Source organism: Microbispora sp. CL1-1, from assembly GCF_012034195.1.
In the GTDB taxonomy this organism is placed as follows: Bacteria; Actinomycetota; Actinomycetes; order Streptosporangiales; family Streptosporangiaceae; genus Microbispora.
Window position 1 is genome coordinate 35,888 of the sequence record NZ_JAATEK010000001.1, and the last position, 25,292, is coordinate 61,179.

The 25,292-nt window shown below is 71.3% G+C and carries 17 protein-coding genes; 12 read left to right on the plus strand and 5 right to left on the minus strand.

Annotation, left to right across the window (positions count from 1 at the left end; genetic code table 11):
* The first annotated feature begins 139 nt into the window (after nucleotides 1–139).
* The 6 genes from HCK04_RS00165 (at nucleotide 140) to HCK04_RS00190 (ending at nucleotide 7,193) form a co-directional block, all read left to right on the plus strand.
* The gene (locus HCK04_RS00165) at nucleotides 140–919 is read left to right on the plus strand and encodes a hypothetical protein (protein WP_142644815.1); all 780 of its coding nucleotides are present in this window, start codon (nucleotides 140–142) and stop codon (nucleotides 917–919) included.
* Nucleotides 916–1,578, plus strand: a complete 663-nt coding sequence (locus HCK04_RS00170; protein WP_142644816.1) for a response regulator transcription factor — start codon at nucleotides 916–918, stop codon at nucleotides 1,576–1,578. Before HCK04_RS00165 ends, HCK04_RS00170 begins: the two co-directional genes overlap by 4 nt.
* 589 nt (nucleotides 1,579–2,167) lie before the next feature.
* Complete coding sequence (locus HCK04_RS00175; RefSeq protein ID WP_142644817.1) at nucleotides 2,168–4,258, plus strand: DUF6421 family protein; 2,091 nt, start codon at nucleotides 2,168–2,170, stop codon at nucleotides 4,256–4,258.
* A 37-nt stretch (nucleotides 4,259–4,295) separates the two neighbouring features.
* Nucleotides 4,296–4,949, plus strand: coding sequence for an SDR family NAD(P)-dependent oxidoreductase (locus tag HCK04_RS00180; protein ID WP_142644818.1), 654 nt, complete (start codon nucleotides 4,296–4,298; stop codon nucleotides 4,947–4,949).
* A 63-nt stretch (nucleotides 4,950–5,012) separates the two neighbouring features.
* Nucleotides 5,013–6,104: a low specificity L-threonine aldolase gene (locus HCK04_RS00185; protein WP_142644819.1), complete on the plus strand. Its 1,092-nt coding sequence runs from the start codon at nucleotides 5,013–5,015 to the stop codon at nucleotides 6,102–6,104.
* A 237-nt stretch (nucleotides 6,105–6,341) separates the two neighbouring features.
* Nucleotides 6,342–7,193, plus strand: a complete 852-nt coding sequence (locus HCK04_RS00190) for an alpha/beta fold hydrolase (RefSeq protein WP_142644820.1) — start codon at nucleotides 6,342–6,344, stop codon at nucleotides 7,191–7,193.
* 26 nt (nucleotides 7,194–7,219) lie between these two features.
* Here the strand turns inward: HCK04_RS00190 and HCK04_RS00195 are convergent, their stop codons facing one another.
* The gene (locus HCK04_RS00195; protein ID WP_260616991.1) at nucleotides 7,220–7,897 is read right to left on the minus strand and encodes a DUF305 domain-containing protein; all 678 of its coding nucleotides are present in this window, start codon (nucleotides 7,895–7,897) and stop codon (nucleotides 7,220–7,222) included.
* A 106-nt stretch (nucleotides 7,898–8,003) separates the two neighbouring features.
* Here HCK04_RS00195 and HCK04_RS00200 point away from each other — a divergent pair, with 106 nt between their 5' ends.
* Nucleotides 8,004–8,681 carry a DUF3105 domain-containing protein gene (locus HCK04_RS00200; RefSeq protein ID WP_142644821.1) on the plus strand — a complete coding sequence of 226 codons (678 nt, stop codon included), beginning with the start codon at nucleotides 8,004–8,006 and terminating at the stop codon, nucleotides 8,679–8,681.
* Nucleotides 8,682–8,742: 61 nt separating this feature from the next.
* Here the strand turns inward: HCK04_RS00200 and ald are convergent, their stop codons facing one another.
* A complete protein-coding gene (gene ald / locus HCK04_RS00205) occupies nucleotides 8,743–9,861 on the minus strand; it encodes an alanine dehydrogenase (RefSeq protein WP_142644822.1) in 1,119 nt (372 codons plus the stop codon).
* A gap of 170 nt (nucleotides 9,862–10,031) precedes the next feature.
* Between ald and HCK04_RS00210 the strand changes: the two genes are divergently transcribed.
* Together HCK04_RS00210 and HCK04_RS00215 are read left to right on the plus strand one after the other, a co-directional pair.
* Nucleotides 10,032–11,687: a hypothetical protein gene (locus HCK04_RS00210; RefSeq protein ID WP_142644823.1), complete on the plus strand. Its 1,656-nt coding sequence runs from the start codon at nucleotides 10,032–10,034 to the stop codon at nucleotides 11,685–11,687.
* A 292-nt stretch (nucleotides 11,688–11,979) separates the two neighbouring features.
* Nucleotides 11,980–12,684, plus strand: a complete 705-nt coding sequence (locus HCK04_RS00215) for a hypothetical protein (protein ID WP_142644824.1) — start codon at nucleotides 11,980–11,982, stop codon at nucleotides 12,682–12,684.
* Between the two features lie 167 nt (nucleotides 12,685–12,851).
* On the opposite strand, the gene HCK04_RS00220 is transcribed toward HCK04_RS00215, so the two are convergent.
* Nucleotides 12,852–15,107, minus strand: coding sequence for a molybdopterin cofactor-binding domain-containing protein (locus HCK04_RS00220; protein ID WP_142644825.1), 2,256 nt, complete (start codon nucleotides 15,105–15,107; stop codon nucleotides 12,852–12,854).
* A gap of 119 nt (nucleotides 15,108–15,226) precedes the next feature.
* On the opposite strand from HCK04_RS00220, the gene HCK04_RS00225 reads away from it, so the two are divergent.
* Complete coding sequence (locus HCK04_RS00225) at nucleotides 15,227–16,750, plus strand: PucR family transcriptional regulator (protein ID WP_142644826.1); 1,524 nt, start codon at nucleotides 15,227–15,229, stop codon at nucleotides 16,748–16,750.
* Here the strand turns inward: HCK04_RS00225 and HCK04_RS44015 are convergent.
* Entirely contained in the window at nucleotides 16,700–19,000 is a 2,301-nt protein-coding gene (locus HCK04_RS44015) for a tetratricopeptide repeat protein (protein ID WP_260617035.1), read from the minus strand. The genes HCK04_RS00225 and HCK04_RS44015 overlap by 51 nt on opposite strands.
* On the opposite strand from HCK04_RS44015, the gene HCK04_RS41815 reads away from it, so the two are divergent.
* Entirely contained in the window at nucleotides 18,906–19,712 is an 807-nt protein-coding gene (locus HCK04_RS41815; protein ID WP_240970785.1) for a hypothetical protein, read from the plus strand. The two genes, HCK04_RS44015 and HCK04_RS41815, sit on opposite strands and share 95 nt — an antisense overlap.
* A gap of 50 nt (nucleotides 19,713–19,762) precedes the next feature.
* Here the strand turns inward: HCK04_RS41815 and HCK04_RS00240 are convergent, their stop codons facing one another.
* Nucleotides 19,763–22,681, minus strand: coding sequence for a BTAD domain-containing putative transcriptional regulator (locus tag HCK04_RS00240; protein WP_142644828.1), 2,919 nt, complete (start codon nucleotides 22,679–22,681; stop codon nucleotides 19,763–19,765).
* A 1,026-nt stretch (nucleotides 22,682–23,707) separates the two neighbouring features.
* On the opposite strand from HCK04_RS00240, the gene HCK04_RS00245 reads away from it, so the two are divergent.
* The gene (locus tag HCK04_RS00245; RefSeq protein WP_142644829.1) at nucleotides 23,708–25,000 is read left to right on the plus strand and encodes a helix-turn-helix transcriptional regulator; all 1,293 of its coding nucleotides are present in this window, start codon (nucleotides 23,708–23,710) and stop codon (nucleotides 24,998–25,000) included.
* Nucleotides 25,001–25,292: the final 292 nt, after the last annotated feature.

Sequence of the window (25,292 nt, forward strand, 5' to 3'; positions counted from 1 at the left end):
TCGACAAGGTGAGTATCGTGACCGACACCCACTTGATACAGCGCGATGATCGCGCCGTCGCTTGACGATTACTTGCAGGCCGATTGCGAGGCGTCTGTTCTCTGATGCGCGGTATGTCGGCAGGGATTACTCTGCGCGCATGCGCTCGTCCCTCCTCCGCTCGGTTCCCCGCGTCGATCTTCTGATCGGACTCGCGATCATAGCGCTGGGCACTCTTGAGGCGTTCACGGACGCCATGGACTACGGCGCCGCCCGCAGTCCCGAGCTGTGGTGGGTCGGCCAGGCGCTGGTCACCGGCGTCCTGGTCTGGTATCGCCGCAGGGCTCCCGTGGCGGTCTTCATCCTCATGATCCTCGCGCAGTACGCCTGGCACCGGCAGGGCAACGAGTCGTGCCCGGTCTGGCAGCTCGCCGCGCTGCTCATCGTCTTCCACACGATCGGCGCCCACCTGTCGGTCAGGCACGGCGGCGCCTGGGCGCTCGCGGGCGTCCTGATCTTCGACTCGGGTGCCGTCGACCACCGCTTCCTGCCGTTCCAGGAGGTCGTCTACCTCACCGTCATGTTCGGCTCGGCCTACCTCACGGGGCTGGCGCTGCGCGGCTACCTCCTGCGGGCGCACCGGATGAGCGAGCGGGCGATGCGGCTGGAGCTGGAGCGGGAACGCCGGGCCGCCGAGGCCGTCGCCGCCGAGCGCAACCGGATCGCCTACCACCCCGAACGGCTGGAGCTGGAGATCACCGACAACGGCGGGGGCGCCGGACCGGCGTTGTCCACCGGCAACGGGCTCATCGGCATGCGTGAGCGGGCCGAGCTGTTCGGCGGCTCCCTGGACGCCGGGCCGCTGCCGGAGGGCGGTTATCGCGTCCGCGCGACGCTGCCGATCGCCCAGGGGGTGCCGGTGAGCGAGGCCGCGAAGTGACCGTGCGCATCGTCCTCGCCGACGACCAGGCGATGATCCGGACCGGCCTGCGCATGGTCGTCGAGAGCGAGCCCGGGATGGAGGTCGTGGGCGAGGCCGCCGACGGCGCCGAGGCGGTCGCCCTGGCCCGCCGGGTGCGGCCCGACATCGTGCTCATGGACATCTCGATGCCGCGCGTGGACGGGCTCACCGCGGCCAGACAGCTGCTCGACGCGCCGCATCCGCCCAAGGTCATCATGCTGACGACGTTCGACACCGACGAGAACCTGTACGCCGCGCTGCGCGCCGGCACCAGCGGCTTCCTGCTGAAGGTGTCGCCGCCGGAGCAGCTCGTGGAGGCCATCAGGGTCGTCGCCGCGGGTGACGGACTGCTCGACCCCGCCGTGACCACGCGGGTGATCGCCTCCTTCGCGGGCCGGCACGAGCCGGTGCGGCCGCCGCAGCTCGCCGAGCTCACCCCGCGCGAGCTGGAGGTGCTGCGGATGCTCGCCCGGGGCCTCACCAACGCCGAGATCGCCAAGGAGCTCTTCGTCGGCGAGGCCACGGTCAAGACCCACGTCGCCCGCGTGCTCATGAAGCTGAACCTGCGCGACCGCGCTCAGGCGGTCGTGTTCGCGTACGAGTCGGGCGTGGTGACGCCGGGGTCGGCGCTCGGGTAGCTCGGGTAGCTCGGGTAGCTCTGGTAGTACGACGCCCACTCGGCGTTCGTCATGCGCAGGACCTTGAGGCCGAGGTAGCCCAGGGCGATGACGGGGGTCCATGAGGAGCAGCGCCGAGACGCTGATGTAGCCGATGATCGTCATGCCTCCGGCGACGTGGCCGAGGACGACGGCCTTCTTCCGCACCAGGTGCAGCAGGCCGAAGGCCGCGATCGGGACGAGCACCCAGCTCCAGTGGTAGGGCAGCGACTCCAGCTGGGCCAGGGCGGGGTTGTCGCCATAGCTGACCATCTCGTGGTCGTCGCCCCAGGTGCCGGGGTCGACGAGGAGCGCGACGAACTGCAGCAGCGGCGCGACGAACAGCAGGACTCCGGTGACGGTGCGCCGGAAGGCCACCGAGGCCGACGGTTCGGACATCGATCTTTCCCTCCGGGTCTTTCTCCTACGGCCGGTGACGGTAGGTGAGCGACCCCGGGGGATTCGTCCGCCGCGCGGGTGATCCCTCCTCACCCGCTAGAGCGACTTATCGCTGCAAGGCGACCTATGTGTATATTTTCCGGAAGAAGGCTCACAGTACGGGAGATTTTTCATGAAGGCGTTCCCGGCGGTCCTGTTCGACGAGGCGCACAGCGAGGCATGGACGATCCGGCGCGAGGTCGCCGAGGCCATGAATCCCGCCCACCCCGACGACAACAGCTACGCGGAGGCCGCCACGGCGCTGCGGCGGCTCGGCCACACGGTGCGCGCGCACACCGAGGGCCCGATCACTCCGGCCGTGCTGGACGGGTGCGACGTCTTCGTGGTCGCACACCCCTCGGCCGAGCGCTGGGAACGCACCACCGGGGTCGGCAGCCCCGTCTTCGCCGCCGAGGAGATCGACGCTCTCGAGGCGTACGTCGCGGGCGGCGGCGGGCTGATCGTGCTGGCAGAGCACGAGCAGGAGAAGTACGGCAGCAACCTGGGCGAGCTGCTCGCCCGGTTCGGGGTGACGGTCGAGCACGCGACCGTCCAGGACCCCGGCAACTGCCACAACGGCGTGGCCACCTGGGTCCTCGGCGTGCCCGCCGGGCAGGCCGTGGCCGAGCAGAGCGGCGTGGCCCAGGACCTGCTCGCGGAGGTCCGCAGGGCCTGCTTCTACCGCGCCGGCACGCTCGGCGCGCCGGCCGGGGCGAGCGTCCTGTTCACGACCTCCGGGTCCGCCGACCCCGCGGACGCCCCGCTCGTCGCCGCCGTACGGCACGGCAGGGGCCGCGTGGTCGTCCTGGCCGACTCCGACCTGTTCGGCGACGACTCGATCCGCGACTACGACCACGAGAAGCTGTGGGGCAACCTCGTCACCTGGGCCGCCCGCGTGCCCGAGGCGTCCGGCGCCGCCCGCGCCTCCCGCCCCGAGGTGGCGGAGGAGTTCGCCCGGCTCAAGGACGCCGTGGAGCGGTTGCGCCCCCTCCAGGCCAAGGACGGCTCGGTCACCGGAGACCACGACGAGGCCGTGGCGTGCATCAGCGAGATCGTCGACGGCGTCGCCCGGCTCGCGCCGCACTTCCCGCACGACGCCGACTATCTCGACGCGGTGATGAAGGACTTCCGCGCGTGGGTGGCGGCCGGGCTCGGCAAGCCCGACTTCCTCGACTCGCTGAACCTGTTCCACCCCGACGCCCAGCGGATCGACGGCCTGGAGCACCTGGTCGTCTTCCCGATGTACACCCAGAACGGCAACCCCAACCGCAACGTCGAGGCGGTCTGGATCCGGGTCGTGTGGCCCGACTGGCTGGCCGAGCTGGAGGCGGGCGGCTACGACAACCCGATGTTCGTGCCGATCACGTTCGTCGACTTCACCTCCGGCTACGACACCAACTCGGCCGTGCTGTTCCCCGAGACCGTGGTCGTGCGCCAGACCCCGCCGCGCTTCACCTGGGGCGGCATCTTCTGCGACCGCGAGGCCGCCCGGTTCCGCCGGGTCAGCGAGGCCGCCGCGGCCACGCTGAAGCTGGAGCTGCCGCCGGACGCCGCCCGGCTGCTGGCGTCGCAGGACCTCGCCCAGGACACGTTCGTGCTGTGGGACCTCGTCCACGACCGCACGCACAGCCACGGCGACCTGCCGTTCGACCCGTTCATGATCAAGCAGCGCATGCCGTACTGGCTCTACAGCCTGGAGGAGCTGCGCTGCGACCTCACGGCGTACGGCGAGGCCGTGAAGCTGGAGGCCGCGGGCGTGCCGCACGCGCGGTACGTGCAGTACGCCATCCTGTTCGACCGGCTGTTCCGCTTCCCGATCACCGGCGAGCGGGTGCGCAACTACGACGGGCTCGGCGGCCAGCTCTTGTTCGCCTACCTGCACCGGCAGGGCATCGTGCGGTGGACCGACAACCGGCTCACCATCGACTGGTCGCGGGTCGCCGACGGCGTCGCCGACCTGCGCGGCGAGGTGGAGAAGCTCTACCGCGACGGCATCGACCGGTCCAAGCGGGCCCACTGGCTCGCCGCGCACGAGCTGGTCGCGACGTACGTCGAGCCCGACCCGGCCTCGGTCTGGAAGCAGGGCGTGCACGCACTGCCCACCGAGCAGAAGGCCATGGTCGACGCCGTGCTGCCCGACGAGTTCCCGCTGAGCATGTTCTACGAGGCCCTGCGCCGTAAGCTCACCGACGTGGTGGAGTCGACCCGGGGCATCCGGGCGTGAGCGCGGACCGCGTGGGTGAGATTGTGAGGGGCGTGCGATGAGCAGGGTGATCGTGGTCACGGGGGCGGGCGGCCCGGCCGGCCGCGCGGTCGTCGGGAAGTTCGCCGAGCTGGGCGACACGGTCATCGGCGTGGACAAGTCCGGCGCCGAGGGATGCCTGGCCGTCGACCTGCTCGACCGGGACGCCGTACGGGCCCTGGCCGAGGGGGTGCGGGCCGAGCACGGCCGGGTCGACGGCGTCGTCCACCTGGTGGGCGGCTGGCGGGGGTCGAAGACCTTCGCCGACACCTCGCTCGACGACTGGGACCTGCTGCACGACCTGCTGATCAGGACCCTGCAGCACGTGTCGCTGGAGTTCGAGCCGCTGCTGCGGGCGAGCGGGAACGGCCGGTTCGCGATCGTGTCGGCCCGGGCGGCGAGCAAGCCCACCCAGGGAGGCGCGGCGTACGCGGCGGCCAAGGCCGCCGCCGAGGCGTGGACGCTGGCCCTGGCCGACGCGCTGAAGGACACCTCCTCCGCCGCGGTGGTCCTGGTGGTCAACGCATTGGTGCACGATGAGATGAGGGCCGCGAATCCGGACAAGCCATACCGGACCTTCACTGACGTGAAGGACCTGGCGACGACGATCGCGGGCCTGTGGGACGAGGAGCCGGCTGCGGTCAACGGCCGCAGGATCGACCTCGTGCCCTGATCTACGCTGCTCGATCCGGACCCGCATCCGGCCTGACCGGCCGGTCGCGGGTCTGAAACCGCGATGGGGAGACATCTCGTGACAACCGATGCCGTACGCCGGCACGACCCGGCGAGCCGGACGTTCGCCAGTGACAACTACGCGGGGGTGCACCCCGAGGTCCTGGAGGCGATCGCCCTCGCCAACGGCGGGCACCAGACCTCCTACGGCGACGACGTCTACACCGAGGCGGCCCGGGAGGTCTTCCGCAGGCACTTCGGCGAGCAGGCCGAGGTGTTCCCCGTGTTCAACGGCACGGCCGCCAACGTCGTGTCGCTGCGCTCGATGTGCGCCCACTGGGAGGCCGTGGTCTGCCCCGAGACCGCGCACATCAACACCGACGAGGGCGGCGCGCCCGAGGTCACCGGCGGGCTGAAGCTGCTGACCGTGCCGACCCCCGACGGCAAGCTCACGCCGGAGCTGATCGACCGGCAGGCGCGGGGCTTCGGCGACGTGCACCACGCGCAGCCCCGGGTCGTGTCGATCTCCAACGCGACCGAGCTGGGCACGCTCTACACCCCGGCCGAGATCAAGGCGATCTGCGACCACGCCCACGAGCTGGGGATGTTCGTCCACCTCGACGGGTCGCGGATCACCAACGCCGCCGCCGCGCTGGACGTGCCGCTGCGCGCGCTGACCACGGACGCCGGGGTCGACGTGCTGTCGTTCGGCGGCACCAAGATCGGCCTGCTGCTGGGCGAGGTCGTCGTCGTGCTGAACCCGGAGGCGTCGCGGGGCCTGCCCTACCTGCGCAAGACGAGCATGCAGCTCGCCTCGAAGATGCGCTTCGTGTCGGTGCAGTTCGAAGCCCTGCTCGGGGGGGACCTGTGGCTGCGCAACGCCCGCCAGGCCAACGCGATGGCCCGGCGGCTGGCGGAAGCCGTACGCGACCTGCCCGGGGTGAGCGTGCCGCGCCCGGTCGAGGCCAACGCGGTCTTCGCGGTGCTGCCGAGTGACGTGGCCGACCGGCTGCGCAAGCGGTTCCGCTTCTACAACTGGGACGACCAGATCGGCGGGGGCATGGTCGAGGTGCGGTGGATGTGCGCCTTCGACACCACCGAGGCCGACGTGGACGCGTTCGTCGCGGCGCTGGCCGAGGAACTGCGCGCCTCGTAGGCGTCGTCGGCCTTTCGCTCCTCCGGCCCGCCGGACCCCTTTGGCCCGCCGGACCCCTTTGGCCCGCCGGAACTCTTCGGCCCGCCGGAACCGGCGAGCCGGAGGGGCCGGCCTCGGCGGTACTCGGCCGATCGGACAGGCCATGTCCCGCGCGGCCATGCCACGGAAGCCGGTGGTCGCGGCCGAGGGGAACATTCGTCCAAGACGCCGGCGTGCACCCGCGGCGACAGTGGCCGCATGACTGTTTCCGACGGCAAGCCGCGGGTGGACGACGAGACCACCACCAGTTCGACGCTGTCCCTGGACGACGGCGACATCCACGTGTGCGAGGACGGTCCCAGCGACGCCCCGGCGCTCCTGCTCATCCACGGATCCGCCTCCTCGGTCCGCTCGTGGGACCCGCTGGTCCCGCTGCTGACCGGAGCGCACCGCGTCATCCGGATCGACCTGCTCGGGCACGGCCTGTCGGGCAAACCCGCGGGCCCGAGCTACGCGGTGCCCGACCAGGCGCGCCGGGCCGGCGCGGCACTGGACCTGCTCGGCGTCGAGCACGCGATCGTGGCCGGTCACTCCAGCGGCGGCGCGGTCGCCACCGCGCTCGCCGAGCAGCGGCCCGGCCTGGTGACCGCGCTCGCGCTCGTCAACACCGGACCCGGCATGCACAGCTTCATCCCGTCGGAGTCCGCAGGGATCGCGGCGTCGCAGTGGCCGCCGACCGACGAGCAGCTCCGCCGCTTCGCCGCCACAGCGGTCAGCCGCCCCGGCTACCGGATCCCGCAGGAGCTCCTCGGCGAGGTGCGCATGATGACCCACCACACGCTCGCCGCGACCATGCAGGGCATCCTCGACTACCTGGAGCAGCGTGCCCTGCCGGACCGGCTGGCGGTCCTCGCCAAACCGCTCCTGGTGATCTTCGGTGCGGACGACCGGAGGTGGCGATCCTCGTCCGCCGCCGACTACCGTGTCGTACCGGGCGCGGAGGTCGAGCTGCTGCCGGGCCTCGGGCACTCACCCATACTCGAGGACCCGGAACGGACCGCCCGCTCCCTGCTGGCCTTCACCGCGCTCCACGCCACGGGGGCGGACTGAACCAGACGGCCTGACGGTGCCGTACGTCACGGTGCGGGGAGCGGCTGGGCTCCCCGCTTGGCCAGCAGTTCCTTCATCGTGCGGATCTCGGCGTTCTGGCCGTCGACGATGTGCTGGGCCAAAGACCGCACCTCGTCACGATCCGACAGCCTGAGCAGGCCCTCGGCCATCTCCACACCGCCCTGGTGGTGGCGGATCATGAGCTGGAGGAAGAGGATCTCGGCGTCCTTGCCGGTGGCCTGGCGGAGCCGGTTCATCTCCTCTTCGGTGGCCATGCCGGGCATCGTGCCGGACGTCGGAATGGTCGTGGCGGCCCCGCCGTGCCCGTGCCCGGCCATCCAGGCCATCGCGGGCCGGTCGGAGCTCTGGTCGAGCCCCCACTGCTGCAGCCAGCCCATGAAAATTCCACGCTGGGTGCTCTGCGTCGTGATGATGTCGTACGCCAGGCTGCGCAGCGCCTCGTCGGAGGTCTTGTCCCTGAGGATGAAGGACATCTCCACCGCCTGCGCGTGGTGGACCCCCATGTCTCTGGCGAAGCCCGCTTCGGGGGAGGTGTCGCCGGGCGTCCCCTGCCTGGTGAAGAACAGCACGAGCGCCGCCGCCGCGAGGAGGACGACGACCAGCCCGAGGATGGGGAGGCGGCGCCGGGCCGGGGGAGCGGTCTCCACGGCGCTGTCCTCTGGGACGTCGATGTCAGTGCTCACCGCCCACACGCTACTCTCCGGAGCCCTCGCCCTGCCCGAAGCAATACCTTTAGCCACTATTCTCCATACGCAGCGGGGGTGTCAGTGATCAGCGGATGGAGGAGCGATGACCAAGGAGAAGGCGCAGGCGAGGCGTGACCACCTCGCCCGCATGCGCGCCGAGCAGAAGCGCAAGGAGCGGCGCGCCGCACTTCTCATGTGGGGTATAGGCGGCCTTGTGATCGTCGTCCTGATCGCCCTCGTCACCGTCTATGTGATCAACGACCGTTCGGCCAAGTCGCTCAGCGCCGTCAAGACCTTCAACTACAAGGGCTCCGACCACTCCTGGACGAAGGTCTCCTACAAGGAGACCCCGCCCGTCGGCGGCCAGCACAACTTCTACTGGCAGAACTGCGGCATCTACGACAAGCCCATCCACAACGAGCACGGCGTCCACTCGCTGGAGCACGGTGCGGTGTGGATCACCTATCAGCCCGACCTGCCCAAGGCCGAGGTGGACAAGCTCAAGACCATCGCCTCCTCCGACTACATGCTGCTGAGCCCCTACCCGAACCTGCCGTCCAAGATCGTCGTCAGCTCCTGGAACCACCAGCTCGCGCTGGACTCGGCGGACGACCCCCGGCTGCCCGAGTTCGTGAAGAAGTACAAGCAGAACCCGACCACCACTCCCGAGTACGGTGCGTCCTGCTCCGGCGGCATCGGCACCACCGACGAGCAGCCGCTCCCGTCGCCGCAGGCGGAGACCACGCAGGAGCCGATGCCGAGCACGGCCCCGTCGTCCTGACCGGCACCAGCCCGACTGGAACGTCCCGGCCGCCGTGTCGCGGCCAGGACCGGTATCGCGGTCAGGGAACCAGCACGCGGTCCACGGGCACGGCCTCCAGCCCGTGGGCCTCGGCCACCGGGCGGCTCGTCAGATGGCCTTCGTGCGTGCTCAGGCCGAGGGCGAGCGCGGGGTCGGCGGTCAGCGCCTCGCGCCAGCCCAGATCGGCGATCGCCAGCGCGTACGGCAGCGTGACGTTGGTCAGCGCGTACGTCGAGGTGTGCGGCACCGCCCCGGGCATGTTGGCCACGCAGTAGAACACCGAGCGGTGCACCCGGTAGACCGGGTCGGCGTGGGTGGTCGGCCGCGAGTCCTCGAAACAGCCGCCCTGGTCGATGGAGATGTCCACCAGCACCGAGCCCGGCTTCATCCGTGCGACGAGGTCGTTGCTCACCAGGGTCGGCGCCTTGGCGCCCGGCACGAGCACCGCGCCGATCACCAGGTCGGCGTCCACCACCGCCCGCTCGACCTCGTACGCGTTGGACGCCACCGTCTGGCAGCTCCCCTGGAAGACGAGGTCGGCGTGGCGCAGCCGGTCGACGTCGCGGTCGAGCAGCAGCACCTGGGCCCGCATGCCCGTGGCCACCGCGGCTGCGCTCATGCCCGACACCCCCGCGCCGATCACCACCACCTTGGCCGGGTAGGTGCCGGGGACGCCGCTCATCAGCACGCCGCGTCCGCCGCCCTGGCGCATGAGGTGGTAGGCGCCCACCTGCGGCGCCAGCCGTCCGGCCACCTCGGACATGGGCGCGAGCAGCGGCAGCGTACGGTCGGGTTTCTGCACGGTCTCGTACGCGATGCCGGTCACGCCCGACTCCAGCATGGCCCGGGTGCAGGACTCCGAGGCGGCCAGATGGAGATAGGTGAACAGCACCTGGCCCTTGCGCATCCGGTGATACTCGTCCGGCACCGGCTCCTTGACCTTCAGGATCAGATCACCCTCGGCCCACACCTCGTCCGCCGTGTCGAGGATCACGGCCCCGGCCGCGGTGAAGTCCTCGTCCGGGATCGCCGACCCGAGCCCCGCGCCCTTCTCGATGAGGACCTGATGACCCTTGCGTACGAACTCGTTGACCCCCGCGGGTGTGAGCGCGACCCGGTACTCGTGTGTCTTGATCTCTCGGGGAACTCCCACCTTCATGTCTTCACTGTCTGCTCCCGACGTCCGTATGGGCATCGGTCAACGGGCAACCATTTGGCGGATATTCATGACAAATTGTCAATAAAAGAACGCGTTGAACGTTCCATGGTCGGCCGGTTACCCGCAGTTGGCAGACCTCGGTAGGCTCTGCGAGCGGTGTAAGGATCGAGGTGGGAATGCACAACGCGCCCGTGCCGGGAGACGAAGAGCCCGGCCCGCGGCCCGGCGGCCTGACATCGGGAGCCGAGACGGCGCCCATGCCCAAGCCGGTCGGCCCCGAGAACCGCGGCGGCGTGCCCGCCCAGACGTCCGGCGAATGGGGCGGCTGGTTCGGCGACACGTCCGGCGGCGCCGGTGCCGCCGCGGAGACGACGACCGTTCTGCCGGCCGCCGGCGGCGAATCAGACGACCCGTACGGCGGGCCCGGCGACCCCGGCGGAGGCCGCCCGGCGCCTCCAGCCGACCCGCTCGGCGGCCCGGGTGGCGTGCGGGGTGAGTACGGCGGGCCGGACGATCCGCTCGGTGCGCGCGGCGAGCCGCCGGACAGGCCCGATGATCCGCTCGCGGACACGCTCAGCGGCCCGGTAGACGTGCCCGGCGCCCCGCTCGGGGTTCCGGGCGGGGCGGGTGATCTCCCCGGCGTGCCGGGTGGGTCTGGCGGCCCGGACGACCCGCTCGGCGTGTCCGGCGGCCCCGGCGGAGCGGGCGACCCGCTCGGCGTGCCAGGTGAGCCTGGCGGCCCGGACGACCCGCTCGGCATGGCAGGCGGACCCGCCGTGCCGGGTGACCCACTGGGGCCTCCGGGCGGAGCGGGCGACCCTCTCTACGCTCCGGGGGCAGCGGACGACACACGTGCGATCCCCGTCGACCTCGGTGGGGTGCCCGCTGCCGCCGGTGCTCCCGTCCGTCCCGGCGAGCCGGTGGAGCCCGCCACGCCCGGCGCGCCCGACGACGCGTCCTCGGGCGGAGCCACAGGGCCGGGTGACAAGCCGCCCGCCCCCGACGGCCCCACGGAGCCGCGGGCGGCGAGAGGGACGACGATCGCCCTCGTCTCGGCCCTCGTGCTCGTGGTCATCATGTCGGGCGTCCTCGGCGCCGTCGCCGTGGTGATGACCCAGAACCCGGACGCCCCGCCGCTCAAGCAGACGCCCGTACGCACCCTGCTGACGCCCGTGCACTTCGCGCCGGTGACCGGGGTGGGGGCGGCGCCCTGTGCCGGAACGGACGCGATCCCGGACGACAAGGGCACCTCCTGCTACCAGCTCGATCCGGGAGTCACGGTCACGACCGTGCAGAAGATCGAAGAGGTGACGGAGAACGACGGCACCTACTCGATCAGGCTGGTTCTGTCCCCCTCCAGCCAGGAGCAGATCGAGGCCCTCACCCGCGAGACGGTCAAGCAGCAGCTCGCGATCGTGGTGGGGGAGAAGGTCGTGGCCGCTCCGCGGGTGGCTCAGGAGATCACCCAGGACAGCCTCGGCATCGCGGGCTTCGACAAGGCCCAGGCCGACGCGATCATGGCGCTGCTGACCGGGTCCGCTCCCGCCGGCCAGTCCGCTCCGGCCGCCTCGCCCGCCGCCACCGACGCCGGCCAGCCCGGCGGCACACAACCGGACGGAACGCAGCCCGGCGGGACCCAGCCTGGTGGCACGCAGCCGGGCGGGACCCAGCCTGGTGGCACCCAGCCTGGTGGCACGCAGCCTGGCGGAACGGTGTACGAGGGCCAGCCGCAAGGATCGCAGCAGGGCGGCACCCAGGGCGGCACTCAGCAGGGAGGCACAGGGCAGCAGGGAGGCACGCAGTCCACCCCCGAGGGGTTCCAATGAGCACGGATCACGGCCCGGGCCCCCGCCTGCGGACCTGAACCGGCCGACCGGCGGCCGGGGCATGCTCGCCCCGGCCGTCCGATCGAGCCCGGTCATTGCGTGCACGGGATCGTCTCCTGGCCTCTCTCGCGGCGGCGCGGTCTCGTCCCGGCGCGCTGCACGTCCCAGGGGCTCCCACGTCGTGGGGGTCGCGGGCTCGCCCACCGGCCGTACGAGGTGGTGCGGGGCGGCGGCGGCCGGGTGCAAGCCGGGGTCAATCCCGGTGCAAGCAGAGCCCCGTAGCGTACGGCGCATGTCAGCACGATCGTTTCGAGGCGCAGCCGCCACGGCCGCGATTGCCGCGTTCCTGGTCCCCGCCTCCCTGCTCGCCGCCGCTCCGGCTCTCGCGCACACCGCGCACACCCACGCCACCGCGCACACCCCCGCACAGGCCCCGGTCACGGCTTCCGCTCACGGCACGGCCGCACCGGCGACCGTCGCCAAGAAGTTGTTCGGCGCGTGGCTGCGCCGGGACCGCCACGCGGCCGCACGCGTCGCCACCTCGAGCGCGGCCTCCACGCTCTTCGCCTATCCTTTCCGGGCTCCGGACAAGTTCGCGGGCTGCTCGGGCAATGCCTGCCGGTTCGTCCACACCAGCGTGCGCGTGCCGGGCGGGCTCGACGGCATCCTGATGGTCGTGTCGGGCGGCAAGGTCACGAAGGTCTACGAGTCCCGCCACCTCGTCAAGCCGTCCGACGCGGCCAAGCACCTGTTCGAGGCCTGGCGCAAGGGCGACCGCAACCGGGGCCTGGAGGCCGCCACGACCACGGCGGTCAAGACGCTGTTCCGGACCAAGTACGACCCGAAGGGTGTGAAGCACTTTTTCCAGGGCTGCAGCTCCGAGCCCAAGGGCTACGGCTGCGCCTACTCCTACGAGGGCGGCGCGATGTTCATGCACGTGCGGGGCTCGAAGAGCCGCGGCTACGAGGTGACCTCCATCACCTACATCGCCGACTGAGCCCGAGCCGGCCGAGTCCGAGCCGACTGAGCCCGAGCCGGCCGAACCCGAGCGACCTGAACCCGGGCCCCTGAACCCAGGCCCCGCAACCTCAGCCGGCTGGACGAACCGGCTGCTCCCGCCGCGGGCCGAGCACGACGACGGGGGACTCAGCGGGCGACGGGGGCTCAGCGGGCGACGGGCGTGAGCGCGATGTCCTCGGGCCGGATCGGGACCCGGGAGAGATCCAGCCCGGTCGCGGCCCTGACCGCCGCGACCACCGCCGGGGTGGACGACAGCGTGGGCGGCTCGCCCGCGCCCCGCAGGCCGTACGGCGCGTGGGGGTCGGGGTTCTCCAGCACCGACAGCCGCATCGGCGGCATGTCGAGGATGGTGGGGATCAGATAGTCGGTGAACGAGGGGTTGAGCACCCGGCCGTCCCTGACCTGGATCTCCTCCATCAGCGCCAGGCCGAGACCCTGCGCGGAGCCGCCGTGGATCTGCCCTTCCAGGGCCACCGGATTGAGGATCTTCCCGACGTCCTGCACGGCGGCCAGCTCGACGACCTTGACCAGGCCGAGCTCGACGTCCACGTCGACCACGGCCCGGTGCACGCACAACGCGAGCTGCGTGTGGGAGTCGCCCTGGCCGGTGACCGGGTCCATGGGGAACGTCGGCCGGTGGCGGAACTCGCGCGTCTCCTCGACCGGCCCGAACCGTTTCAGCACCTCTTCCAGCGACAGGTCCGGATGCGCCGCCCGCAGCGCGTCGATGCGCGCCCGCACCGCCTCGCACGCCGTCTTGACCGCCCCGCCGGTGACGTACGACTGGCGGGAGGCCGAGGAGGACCCGGCGGAGCCGACCGCGGTGTCCGCCGGGGCGATGGTGACCCTGGCGATCCCGAGCTCCGTACGCGCGATCTGTTCCTGGATGGTGACGAGCCCCTGGCCCACCTCGGCGGCGGCGGTGTGCACGAGCACGTGGGGCTCGTCCCCGGCCAGCTCGACGCGCACCCGTGCCGTCGAGTAGTCGTCGAAGCCCTCGGAGAAGCAGATGTTCTTGATGCCGACGCCGTAGCCCACGCCGCGCCGTACGCCCTCGCCGTGGGTGGTCTGCGCGACGCCGCCCGGCAGGAGGCGCAGGTCGGGCCGCTCGTCCACCGGCTCCGGCGGCAGCGGCATCGCGGCCAGCTCCTTCAGCATGTCCGCGAGCGGCGCGGGGCTGTCGATCACCTGCCCGGTGGCCAGGCGCGACCCCTGCGACACCGCGTTGCGGACCCGGATCTCGACCGGCGACAGCCCGCAGGCCGCCGCGAGCCGGTCCATCTGCGACTCGTACGCGTAACACGCCTGCACCGCCCCGAACCCGCGCATGGCACCGCAGGGCGGATTGTTCGTGTAGACGCCGTACGCGTCGATCCAGACGTTGCCCACCTCGTACGGACCGACGCCGAGGGAGGCGGCGTTGCCCACCACGGCCGGGGTGGACGAGCAGTAGGCCCCGCCGTCGAGCAGGATCTCCGCCTTGACGTAGACGAGCCGCCCGTCGGCCGTGGCGCCGTGCTCGTAGCGCATCCGCGCCGGATGCCGGTGGACGTGGCCGAAGAACGACTCCTCGCGGCCATAGACCATCTTGACCGGGCGGCCCGTCCGCAGCGCCAGCATCGAGGCGTGGACCTGCATCGACAGGTCCTCCCGCGCGCCGAACGCGCCGCCGACCCCGGCGAGGGTCAGCCGCACCTTCTCCTTCGGCAGGCCCAGGCACGGCGCCACCTGGTCCTGGTCGACGTGCAGCCACTGGGTGGCGACGTACAGGTCCACCCCGCCGTCCTCGGCCGGCACGGCCAGGCCCGACTCCGGCCCGAGGAACGCCTGGTCCTGCATGCCGACCTCGTACTCGCCGGTGACGACCACCTCGGCCTCGAAGGTGCTCCCCACCCTGACCGGCTGGTGCCGTACGACGTTGCCCCCGGGGTGCACGGCGGGACAGGCGGGGTCGAAGGCGGCCCGGTGGGGATCGGTCACCGCCTCGCGCTCCTCGTAGCGCACGACGATCGCGGCGGCGGCGCGGCGCGCGGTCTCCGGGTGGTCGGCGGCCACGATCGCCACGGGCTCGCCCTGGTAGCGGACCTGGTCGACGGCGAGCACCGGCTGGTCGCGGCGCTCCAGCCCGTAGAACTTCTCCCCGGGCACGTCCTCGTGGGTCAGCACGGCGAACACGCCGGGCATCGCGAGCGCGGGGCCGACGTCGATCGAGCGGATCCACGCGGACGGATGCGGGCTGCGCAGCGTGGCGCCCCAGAGCATGCCCTCAAGCCACAGGTCGGAGGAGTACGCGAACTCCCCGGTCACCTTCAGCGTGCCGTCCGGGCGCGGCGCGCTCTCGCCGAGGCCCGGACGCCGCCCCGTTCCGATCGCCGTGCCCGCCGCCGTCTCCGTCGCCATACGCCGCTCCACGGTCGTAGTACAACAACCGGGCGGGGCCGGGGCCTATCGGCGCGGCCATGAAACCCGGGGACGCGCGTAGTCGATGCTTGTAGATATCTCCAAATACGCTGTCTTCCGTGCTGTTGCATGATCTGCTCGCCGCACCGGAACTGCGGCTCACCCTGCTCACGGGCGACGAGCGGCTGGACCGTGAGATCAAGGGCGTGCTCATCACCGACCTGCCCGATCCCCGGCGCTACCTGTCGGGCGGCGAACTGGTGCTGACCGGCCTGATGTGGCGCCAGTCGCCCGACGACTCCGCCCGGTTCGTGGACGCCCTGGCCGATGCGGGCGTGGCCGCGCTCGGCGCCGGTGACGCGCGGCTCGGCACGGTACCCGCCGACCTGGTGGACGCGTGCCGGGCGCGTGGCCTGCCACTGCTCGAAGTGCCCGTCGAGGTGTCGTTCGGGGCCGTCACCGAGCTCGTCGGCAGACGCGTCGCCGCCGCCCAGGTGGGCGACCTGCGCGGCGCGCTCGGGCGGCATCGCAGGATCGTCGCCGCGGTGGCCGAGGGGGCCGGGCTCGCCGAGCTGTTCGCCCTGGTCGAGGCCGAGCTCGGCGTCACCGCCGCCGTCGTGTCCGCCTGCGGCGCGGTCGTCGCGGGCGACCTGCCGAAGGAGCGGGCCGTACGGCTGGCCCGTGACTACCTCGCCGCAGTCCGCCTGCCGGTGGTCGTCGACCGCGGCGGGCCGTCCACGATCTTCGCCGTGGGCCGACGGCACCGGGCCGCCGGCTGGGCCCTGGTCTGCCGGGGCGAGGTCGACGTGGAGCTCGGCTACGAGCTGGCGGCGTGCGTCGCGATGGAGCGGACGCGGGCGGAGGAGGGCCGCCGGGTGGAACGCCGGCTGGCCGAGCAGCTCATCGCCCTGGCCTGCGCGGGCGGCGACCTTGCGGAGCTGTCGGCCCGGCTGCGGACGTGCGGCATCGACCCGGCCGAGCCGTACGCCATGGTCACCGCGACGGCGAGCAGACGCGGGGCGCAGGACGGCCCCGACCCCGCCCTGCTGGGTGGTCAGGTGGTGGAGGAGCTGCTCGACCGCGAAGTGGTGGCCGCCGCGGGCGCCGACGCGTCGGTGGCGCTGGTCCCCCTGCGCCGCGACACCCCCTGGGGAGACCGCGACGCGCTCGCGGCCCTGCTGCGCGCCCGTACGGCGGTGCTCGCCGCCGGGCTGCCCTCGATCACGGTGTCGGCCGGGCTGAGCGGCGCGCTGACCGGGCCGCAGGCCATCCGGGGCGGGGTGGAGGAGGCGGGCCACGCCCGGCGGATGGCCGAGGCGCGCGGCGGGGGAGTGGTCACCAGCGACGAGATCTACACCCACGCGCTGCTGCTGGCGACCGTGCCCGGCGACGTGCGGACGTCGTTCGCCGAGCGGCTGCTGGGGCCGTTGTTCGACTACGACCGGCGGCACGGGGCCGAACTGGTGCGCACGCTCGGCGCGTTCCTCGACTGCACCGGATCGTGGAACGCCTGCGCTGAGCGGTTGCACGTGCACGTCAACACGGTGCGCTACCGGATCAGGCGGGTAGAGGAGCTGACCGGCAAGGACCTGTCATCCATGGGCGACCGCGTCGACCTCTTCCTCGCCCTCCGCGCCGGCTGAGCCCTCCGCGCGGGCCGCATTTTGCGCGCGGGCTGAGCCTTCCGCGCGGGCCGCGTTTTGCACGCGGGCTGAGCCTTCCGCGCCGCCTGAGCCGTCCACGGTTCGCGACGGGCCATCCTCCGGACTCTCGCCGAGCAGGGCGAGCTCCTCGCGGGCGAAGTCCACCCAGTAGTCCGCCCCGCACTCCTGAGCGACCACTATGGTCTCCTGCAGGTACGCGCGCGCTCTGTCGAGCCTGCCCGTGAGGCGTTCGGCCCTGCCGAGATTACCGAGGCATCTGGCTTCCAGGCCGCGGAAGCGGCTCTCCCTCATGAGGACGAGGGCCTCCTCGAAGAGCATCACCCCCGACCGGGGATCGTCCTGCGCCATGTAGACCTCGGCCATGCACATCAGCGCGTCCGAGTGCTGCATGGCGTCACCGGCCTCCTTCGCGAGCGACACCATCTCGACATACGCGGCCATGGCGGACGCCGTGTCCCCCAGGCCGAGATGTGCTTCGCCGGCGCAACCGAGAGCGTGGCGTTCACCCACCGCCGACCCGATCTCCCGCGCGATGCGCAGTTGCTCCCGCGCCGACGACAGGGCTTCCTTGTGCATCATGAGCGCGTTGAGCGTGACGCCCAGGTTTCCCAGAGCCCTCATCCGCGCGAAGGCGTCGCCGCACGTGCGGAGAAGATCCACCTCGGCGCGATGATAGGCGAGCGCTTCCGCGTAGCGCCCCATATAGCCCAGGCCGAGGGCGATGTAACTGTTCGCGAGGGCGGAGATATCCGGATCTCCGAGCCGCTCGCCCACCTCGAGCGCCTGGCGGTTGAGGGTCACGGTCTCAGGGTGGTGGCCGGTGTACACGAGGGGCCAATGACAGGAGAAGGCCAGGTAGGCGCCGGAACGTGCCAGAGATGAGTTCGGGGACCCCATCGCCTGGGCTGCGACGGCGAGGATGTTGGGGCGTTCCCGCTCCAGCCACGCGAACGCGTCGGCGCCGCCGGTCAGGGCGAAGGGTTCGCATGCCGCGAACTCGTGCAGGGGATGCACCCGATGCGGGTCTATCAGTTTCATCGCCAGGCGCACGGTCGTGCCGTACAGGCCGATCACGCGGTCGAGCGCGTCGTCGCGGTCGCGCTCGCTCAGGCGCCGCTCGGCCAGTTCCATCGCGAAGAGCCGGACCAGGTCGTGCAGGCGGAACCGGCCCTGCTCGCCGGGTTCGGCCAGATTCGCCCGCACCAGGCGGGCCACGGCGCGCTCCGCGGCATCCTGCGGCGCGTCGAGAAGGGCCGCCACGACCTCGGGTGTGGCGTCCGGCGTGCGCAGGACGCCCAGATGGCACAGGGCAGCGGCCGCAGTCCTGTCGGGCTCGTGGCCGCTTCCCGCCAGCACGTCATGGCTGAGCTGGAGGCTGGCGCGCACCGCGAGATCACCCGACTCCAGCTCGTGCAGCGCCCGCCGTTCGTCGCGCAGCCGGGCGTTCAGCTCCGTTAAGGGAGTGTGGCGGTTTTCCATCAGACGCGCCGCCGCGAGCCGCAGGGCGAGGGGCAGCCCGCCGCACAGGTCCGCCAGCTCGGCGGCGGCGGACGGATCGGCGGCGACCCGCTCGGCGCCGGCGAGTTTCGCGAGCATGGTGACCGCCTCCGACCGCGACATCCTGCCGAGAACGAGCTGGACGCAGTCGTCGGCCGCCGCGAACGACTCCCGGCTCGTGACGAGCAGCGCGTTTCCGGCCGGCAGGCCCAGCAGCGGGCGGACCTGCTCCGGGCCGGACGCGTCGTCGAGCACGATCAGCGTGCGGCGGCCCGCCAGACGGTCCCTGAGCATCGCGGCGGCCTCGTCCTGATCGGACGGAACCGACTCCGAGCGCACCCCGAGGCCCCGCAGCAGTCTCCCGAGCAGGTCGAGCGGGTTCAGCCGTCCGACTCCCGGCGTCGCACCGAGCAGGTTCAGGTACAGCTGGCCGTCCGGATAGTGATCGCTCACCGCGTGCGCCGCGTGCACGGCGAGGGTCGACTTGCCCGCTCCCGCCGTGCCGGTGACGGCCACCACCGCCTGCGGGTCGTCCGTCCCAGGGCGCGAGCAGAGCGCGCAGCCGCACCAGCGTCTCCGCCCGTCCCACGAAGATCCGCCGATCGCGCGGAAGCTGACGCGGCCGGACGAACTCCCCGTGAGCGGTGACCGCCGTGGCGGACGGCGCCGCCGCGAGGGAGGGATCCGCGCGCAGGATGCGCTCGTACGCCCGTCGCAGAGATTCGCCGGGATCGACGCCGAGGTGTTCGGTGAGCAGACGCTTGATGTCGTGGAAGACGTCCAGCGCCTCGGCCTGCCGCCCGCAGCGGTAGAGCGCGAGCATCTGCAGCTCCCGGGCACGCTCCCGCAGCGGGGCCTCCGCGGTCAGCCCGGCGACCGCGTCGAGCGCTTCCTGGTGCCGGCCCAGCCTCAGCAGCGCGTCGGCCCAGTCCTCCCGCGCCGTCTGGCGCAAGCTTTCCAACCGGGTGCGTTCCGCCTCGCAGAACGGGCCGGGAAGGCCGCCCAGGGCGGTGCCCGCCCACAGCCCCAGCCCGGCCTCCAGCTCGCGCAGCCAGGCGGGGAGGTCCTGTTTGGCCTGGAAACGACGGGCCTCGGCGAGGCGCTGCTCGAAGTCCTCGGCGTCGGTCCGGCACACGTCCCGCGCCAGGCTGTAGCCGTTCGCGGACTGGGTGAGCAACGTGAACGGCCCGCGCCTGCCGCGTTCCGGTTCGAGCAGCCGCCTCAGCCCGGCCACATAGGTGTAGACGCTCTGCTCGGCCGTCTTCGGCGCGGCGTCGCCCCACAGGGCGCCGACGAGCCTGTCCTTCGTGACGAGGCGGCCCGCCTGTGCGGCGAGCACCCAGAGAGTGGCCCGTTGCAGCGGCGGCCCCAGGTTCACCTGCCGGTCCTCCAGCCATGCGGTCACCGGTCCGAGCACCCGGAGCCGGAGGCCGCCCCCGCCTAATTCCCCATGTGCCGTCCCCATGGACGTCCTGTCCCTCCCTCGCGCGAGGATCAGCCGGCGAGCGCCACGCGGGGCGATGCCTCTCTGGCCGCTCTCAGCTCGGGGAAGGCGGTTTCGATGGCGCTCAGTTCGTCTTCCACCAACGGGGATAGGTTCTTGTACCCGGACCGCTGCCGCGCCGCCAGCGCCTCCCGGGCGTAGGCCAGGGCCTGTGCCGGCTCGTTCAGGAGACGATGAACTCTGGCGAGCATGACGAGCGACTCGCACTCGCTGATCCGGTAGCCGATCTCCCGGGCCACACGCAGGCCGCGCTCGAGGTAGGACTTCGCCGTCTGCGGATCGCCGCGCTTCAGGTGCAGCTCGGAGACCAACGTGAGGCCGCACGCCTCGTGGTAACGGTCTCCCGCGGCCTGCGCGAGTGCGAGTTGCTCATGGATCAGGCTCATGGCCGCCGTCAGATCGCCCATTCTCAGGCAGGCGGTCGCCTCGGTCACCAGCGAATGACGCTCGCCGACATCAGAGCCGATCTCCCTGGCGATCGCCCGCTGGGCCTTCGTCCGCTCACGCGCCTCCGCGTACCGTTCGAGCTTGAGAAGGACTACGCCCAGGTTGCCCAGGGCGCGCATCTCGCCGAACCGGTCGCGCAGCGCGCGTCTCAGCTCGAGCTCGGCCTGCTGGTGCGGCAGGGCCTCGGTTTCCTTGCCGAGGTTCAGCAGTGCGTGTGCCAACTGGCCGTGGGCCAGGGACAGGATCTCCTGGTCATCGGTCCGCTCGCCTACACCCAGTGCCTGCCTGTTGAGGTCACGCTGCTCGCGGTGGTGCGCGCCCATGGCGAGCTGCCAGGTGAGGGCGAACCCGACGTAGGCTCCGAGCCGTGCGACGTCGTCGTCCTCGCTGTGCATCGCCTGGGTGGCGGCGGCGACCACGTCCGGCAGCTCCTCCGCCAGCCAGTTCCTGGCCTCGTCGACAGTCTCGAACGCGAGCGGGCGCTGTGGCACGGCGGGCCAGGGAAGCTGCACACGGTGTGGATCGAGCACTGTGCTGGCATGGCGCGCGGTCGCCCCGTAGAAGCCGAGCGTGCGCAAGAGCGCGTCTTTGCGCGTCTCCGGCGTGAGGCGCGCATCCGCGAGCTCGATCGTGAACAGCCGTACGAGGTCGTGGAGGCGATAGCGGCCCGGTTCCGAGATCTCCACGAGGTGCGCACGTGCGAGGCGGTCGAGGGCGCGCTCGGCGGCGTCGACCGGTTCCCCGAGGAGAGCGGACACCAGCTCGGCGGTCAGACTCGCCACGTGCAGGACCCCGAGGTGGCACATCGTCCGTGCGGCCAGCCGATCGAGTCCGTTGCCGTTGGCCAGACTCTCATAGCTCAGCTCCAGACTGGAGCGGACGGCGCTTCGGCCCGACTCCAGCTCATGCAGCGTACGCCGCCGATCCTCCAGCCTCGTCCCCAGATCCCGCACCGTCCAGTCGGGGCGTTCGGCGAGCCGGGCGGCGGCCAGGCGCAGAGCCAGCGGCAGCAGGTCGCACAGGTGCGCCAGGCGGTCGGCGGCGGCCGGGTCCGCCGCGATCCGTTCCGCTCCGACGAGCTTCGCCAGCATGGTGACCGCCTCCGACCGCAGCAGCCTCCCGAGCACGAGCTGGACGCAGTCGTCGGTCGCCGCGTGCGACTCGCGGCTCGTGATCAGCACGGTGTTGCCGGACGGCAGCCCCAGCAGGGCGCGCACCTGCTCGGGCCCGGCCGCGTCGTCGAGCAGGATGAGGGTCCTGCGTCCCTCCAGCCGGTCGCGCAGCACCGCGGCGGCCTCGTCCTCATCGGACGGCAGGGCCTCGCCCGGCACACCCAGGGCGCGCAGGAGCCTGCCGAGCACGTCGATCGGCTTCAGGCGCTCGACCCCCGGCGTCGCGCCCTGGAGATTGACGTACAGCTGTCCGTCCGGGAACGCGTGCGAGGAGGCGTGGGCGGCCTGTACGGCCAGCGCGGACTTGCCCGCCCCGGGGGCTCCGGTGATCGCGATCACCGCCTGCGGCGGTCCGCCGTCCCAGGGGGAGAGCAGAGACCGTAGACGGACCAGTTCCTCGGCCCGCCCCACCAGGACGCTCGCCGCCCGCGGCAACTGGCGGGGAGGCCTCGCCGGGACCTCGGCACCGCTCGCGCGGTCCTGCACCCGCGCGAGCGACGGATCGGCCCGCAGGATCAGTTCGTACCGCTCGCGCAGGGTCGCGCCGGGATCCACGCCGAGCCGCTCCGCGAGCAGCCGTTTGACGTCCAAGTACGTCTGGAGAGCGTCGGCCTGCCTGCCGCAGCGATACAGCGCGAGCATGAGCAACTCGCGGGTGCGCTCTCGTAGCGGTGCCTCCGCGGCCAGCTCGGTCAGCGTTCTCGCGGCCTCCTGGTGCAGCCCCAGGCCGAGCAGCATGTCGGCGTGGTCCTCCCGCGCGGACAGGCGCAACTCCTCGAGACGAGCCCGTTCCGCCGCCGCGAAGGGACCCGGCACGCCGCACAGGGCGGGTCCCGACCAGTACGCCAGGGCGGCGTCCAGCGCGCGCAGGCCGCCTCGCAGGTCGCTCGCACCGCGCAGCCGGCGTGCCTCGGCCAGGTGGCGTTCGAAGTCCTCCACGTCCACCCGCACCTTGCCGCGTTCCAACGCGTAGCCCCGCGACCGGTTCACCAGGATGATGTATGGACCACGCCTGCCAGGGTGGGGCTCCAGCACCCGCCGGAGGCCGGCGATGTAGGTGTAGAGGCTCTGCTCGGCCGTGTTCGGGGGGCCATCCCCCCAAAGGCCGCTGATCAGCACGTCCTTCGGGACCACGCGTCCTTCATGCCCGACGAGCACGCACAGGGCCGCCCGCTGCAGCGGCGGTCCCAGCTCGATGGGATGTCCGCCGCACCAGCCTGCAAGCGGGCCCAGTAACCGCAGACGGGACGGTAAGTCCTGAGAAGTTCCACACTCATTCGCATTATCCATACGTTTTTGGACTCCATGCGGTGATGGCGCCGACGCGTTGAGTGCATCGCCCAGCCCTTTTGGGAGGCCGGTGCGCGTAGCCTGGTGACCAGGCCATCGGTGCGTCCCTCGACGTTCTTGTACAGCTACTGCAATAAGAAGTCATCCCCGTGACGCCGGCTACGGGCACATCGTTGGGCCTGAATCGGCAGAAGCTTCAATATGCCATCATGTATCTAGATTTTGTCTAGATATGTGTAGGGCCCGAGCTCACGCTTGTCACGGGCTGACTTGGGGAGGGAAGCCCCCGGCGACGGCCGCGCCGCCCGGGCATGGACGGCATGGCGTTCCGTCCTGTCCGAGTCTGATGGACCTATGAAACAGAGGGGATCTGCGCCCTGCGAACTCGGGGTAGAGCCGGGCGGGCATCGCGCCGAGCCCGCCACGGGCGGGCCTGGGGAGGGCGGTGGACTGGGGGGCGGCCCGAGGCGCGGTCCGGCGTCTGTCGCCATGTCGATCAATCAGAATGTTGGGCTCGAACCGGCCGACTCGCAATTCCGGATCCATTGGTCGAGCGTCATATTCCGAGTCTGTGGAAATTGTATCCGGAAATGAATCCGGCTCGCCGGAATGGAGGCTTTTCGTTTGGCGAACATTGAGGGTGTGTCGGGGGCGGCCGATTCGAATGCAAGATAAAATAGTGATGCCTGAATCGAAGCGGCTTCAGAAATTTTGATTAATATTGGGTGAGGGCGCCACTGTCGGCCGGGGAGCCAGAGGGGGCGCATGGATGTTGCGGAGTGCTTCCTGGTGTTCCTCTGTGGCGCCCCGGCGCGGCTACCAGGCGGCTTCGATCAGCAGCACTCCAGCCGAAGAAGCAGATTTTTCGCCTCCGTAGGAGACGGGGAAGCGCTCGCTGGCGTAACATCGCCACCAACGGCCAGTATGGCAGAAATGATGACGGTAAGAACGGGTAGGGCAAGGCGGCGCACGGTGGATCTCCCATCAGCTCAGACTGCCGGGCCTACAATATTGCAGGAGTTGCCAATGGCGGCGCAAGATCTGGTCGGACAGCGCATCAAGGCGATTCGTCGTCAGCGCGGGCTCTCGCAAGCGCAGTTGGCGCATCCCGAACTCTCCGACAGTTATGTATCACTGATCGAAAGTGGTAAGCGCACGCCCACTCCTGCGGTTCTCGAACTGCTTGCGCAGAAGCTGGACTGCTCGCTGACCTACCTCGTCAACGGCGTCACCGCCGAGCAGATGGAAGACCTGGAAGTCGGCCTCAGCTTCGCCCGCATGGCACTGGAGAACGGCGATGTCGCCGAGGCCCGCCGCCGGTATGCCGAGCTGCTCGCCGACGGCAACCTCCAGGGACTCGCCTCGCTGCGGGTGGAGGCACGCTACGGCTACGCGCTGGCTTCGGAGGCTTGTGGTGAGCTTGCCGAGGCCATCTCCGTTCTCCAGGAGCTCGGCGAGGCCGAGGCGGAGACGATGACGCAGGACCGCAAGATCGCCGTGGCCCTGGCGCTGTGCCGGTGCCATCGGGAGCGGGGCGACTACTCGGCCGCCGTCCAGGTGGGCGAGCGTGCCCTGGAGAGCCTGTCCCGATCCGGTTGGAGCGACGCTCTGGTGGAGCTCGGCGCGACACTGCTGAGCGTCTACCTGGCGCGGGGCGACCTGCTGCGGGCGGGGCACTTCGCCGCCGAACTGATCGCGGCGGCGGAAGCCCTGGGAACCCCCCGTGCCACGGTCGCGTCGTCCTGGAACGCCGCTCTTGTGGCCGAGCGGGCGGGACGCGGGGAGGAGGCCCTCGCCTTGATCGAGCGTGCGCTGGCGATCCAGTCCGAGACCGGTGAGCCACGCAACCTGGCACGCCTCCGGCAGACGCATGCGAACATGGTGCTGCGGCTGCATCCCGAGGAGTCGGAGAAGGCACGTGACCTCCTGCTCAGGGCGCAGCGGGACATGGAAGGTGCCGCTACCAGCGCCTTCGACAGAGCGCAGGGTGCTCTCGACCTCGCATGGGCCGAAATCGCCCTCCACCACCCCCAGCGGGCCGTCGAGTATGCGCAGGCCGCCGTCGACTTGGTGCGCGGCACCTCGGGGTGGCTTGAGACACGGGCCGCACTGATCCTCAGCCAGGCACGTTTCATGCTCCACCAGGATGAGGAGGCGGCCGCGGAGCTGGACACGGTGAGCCAGTGGCTGGAAAACGCACTGGCCACGCGGAAGGCGGCCGAGGACTGGATGACGATCGCCGAGATGCGCCGGCGGATCGGCGAGGACGAGCAGAGCGTGGCCGCCTACCAGCGCGCTCTCGCCTGCGTCGAGCTCTGACCGCGCACGCGGGTATCGGGCTCACAAGGACGGGTTCTGCCGGGCCGGGGGCTGCTCGCCCCCGGCCCGGCTCGCGTCTCGGGTGACGAGCGCGTGGACCACAAGGGCTCGCGAACGCGCGGATCACAAGGACGAACGCGGCCCGCGAGCGGATCGGCCGGCCCCGCTCGCCGGATCGCGGAGCCGGTAGGCATGCAAGGCCGACGATGGCGTGATCAGGCTCTTTTCCGGGTCATCCCCAGTCTTCCGGTGCGAGGTATGGACCGGACCCCCAGGTCGGTAGCCTGGGAAG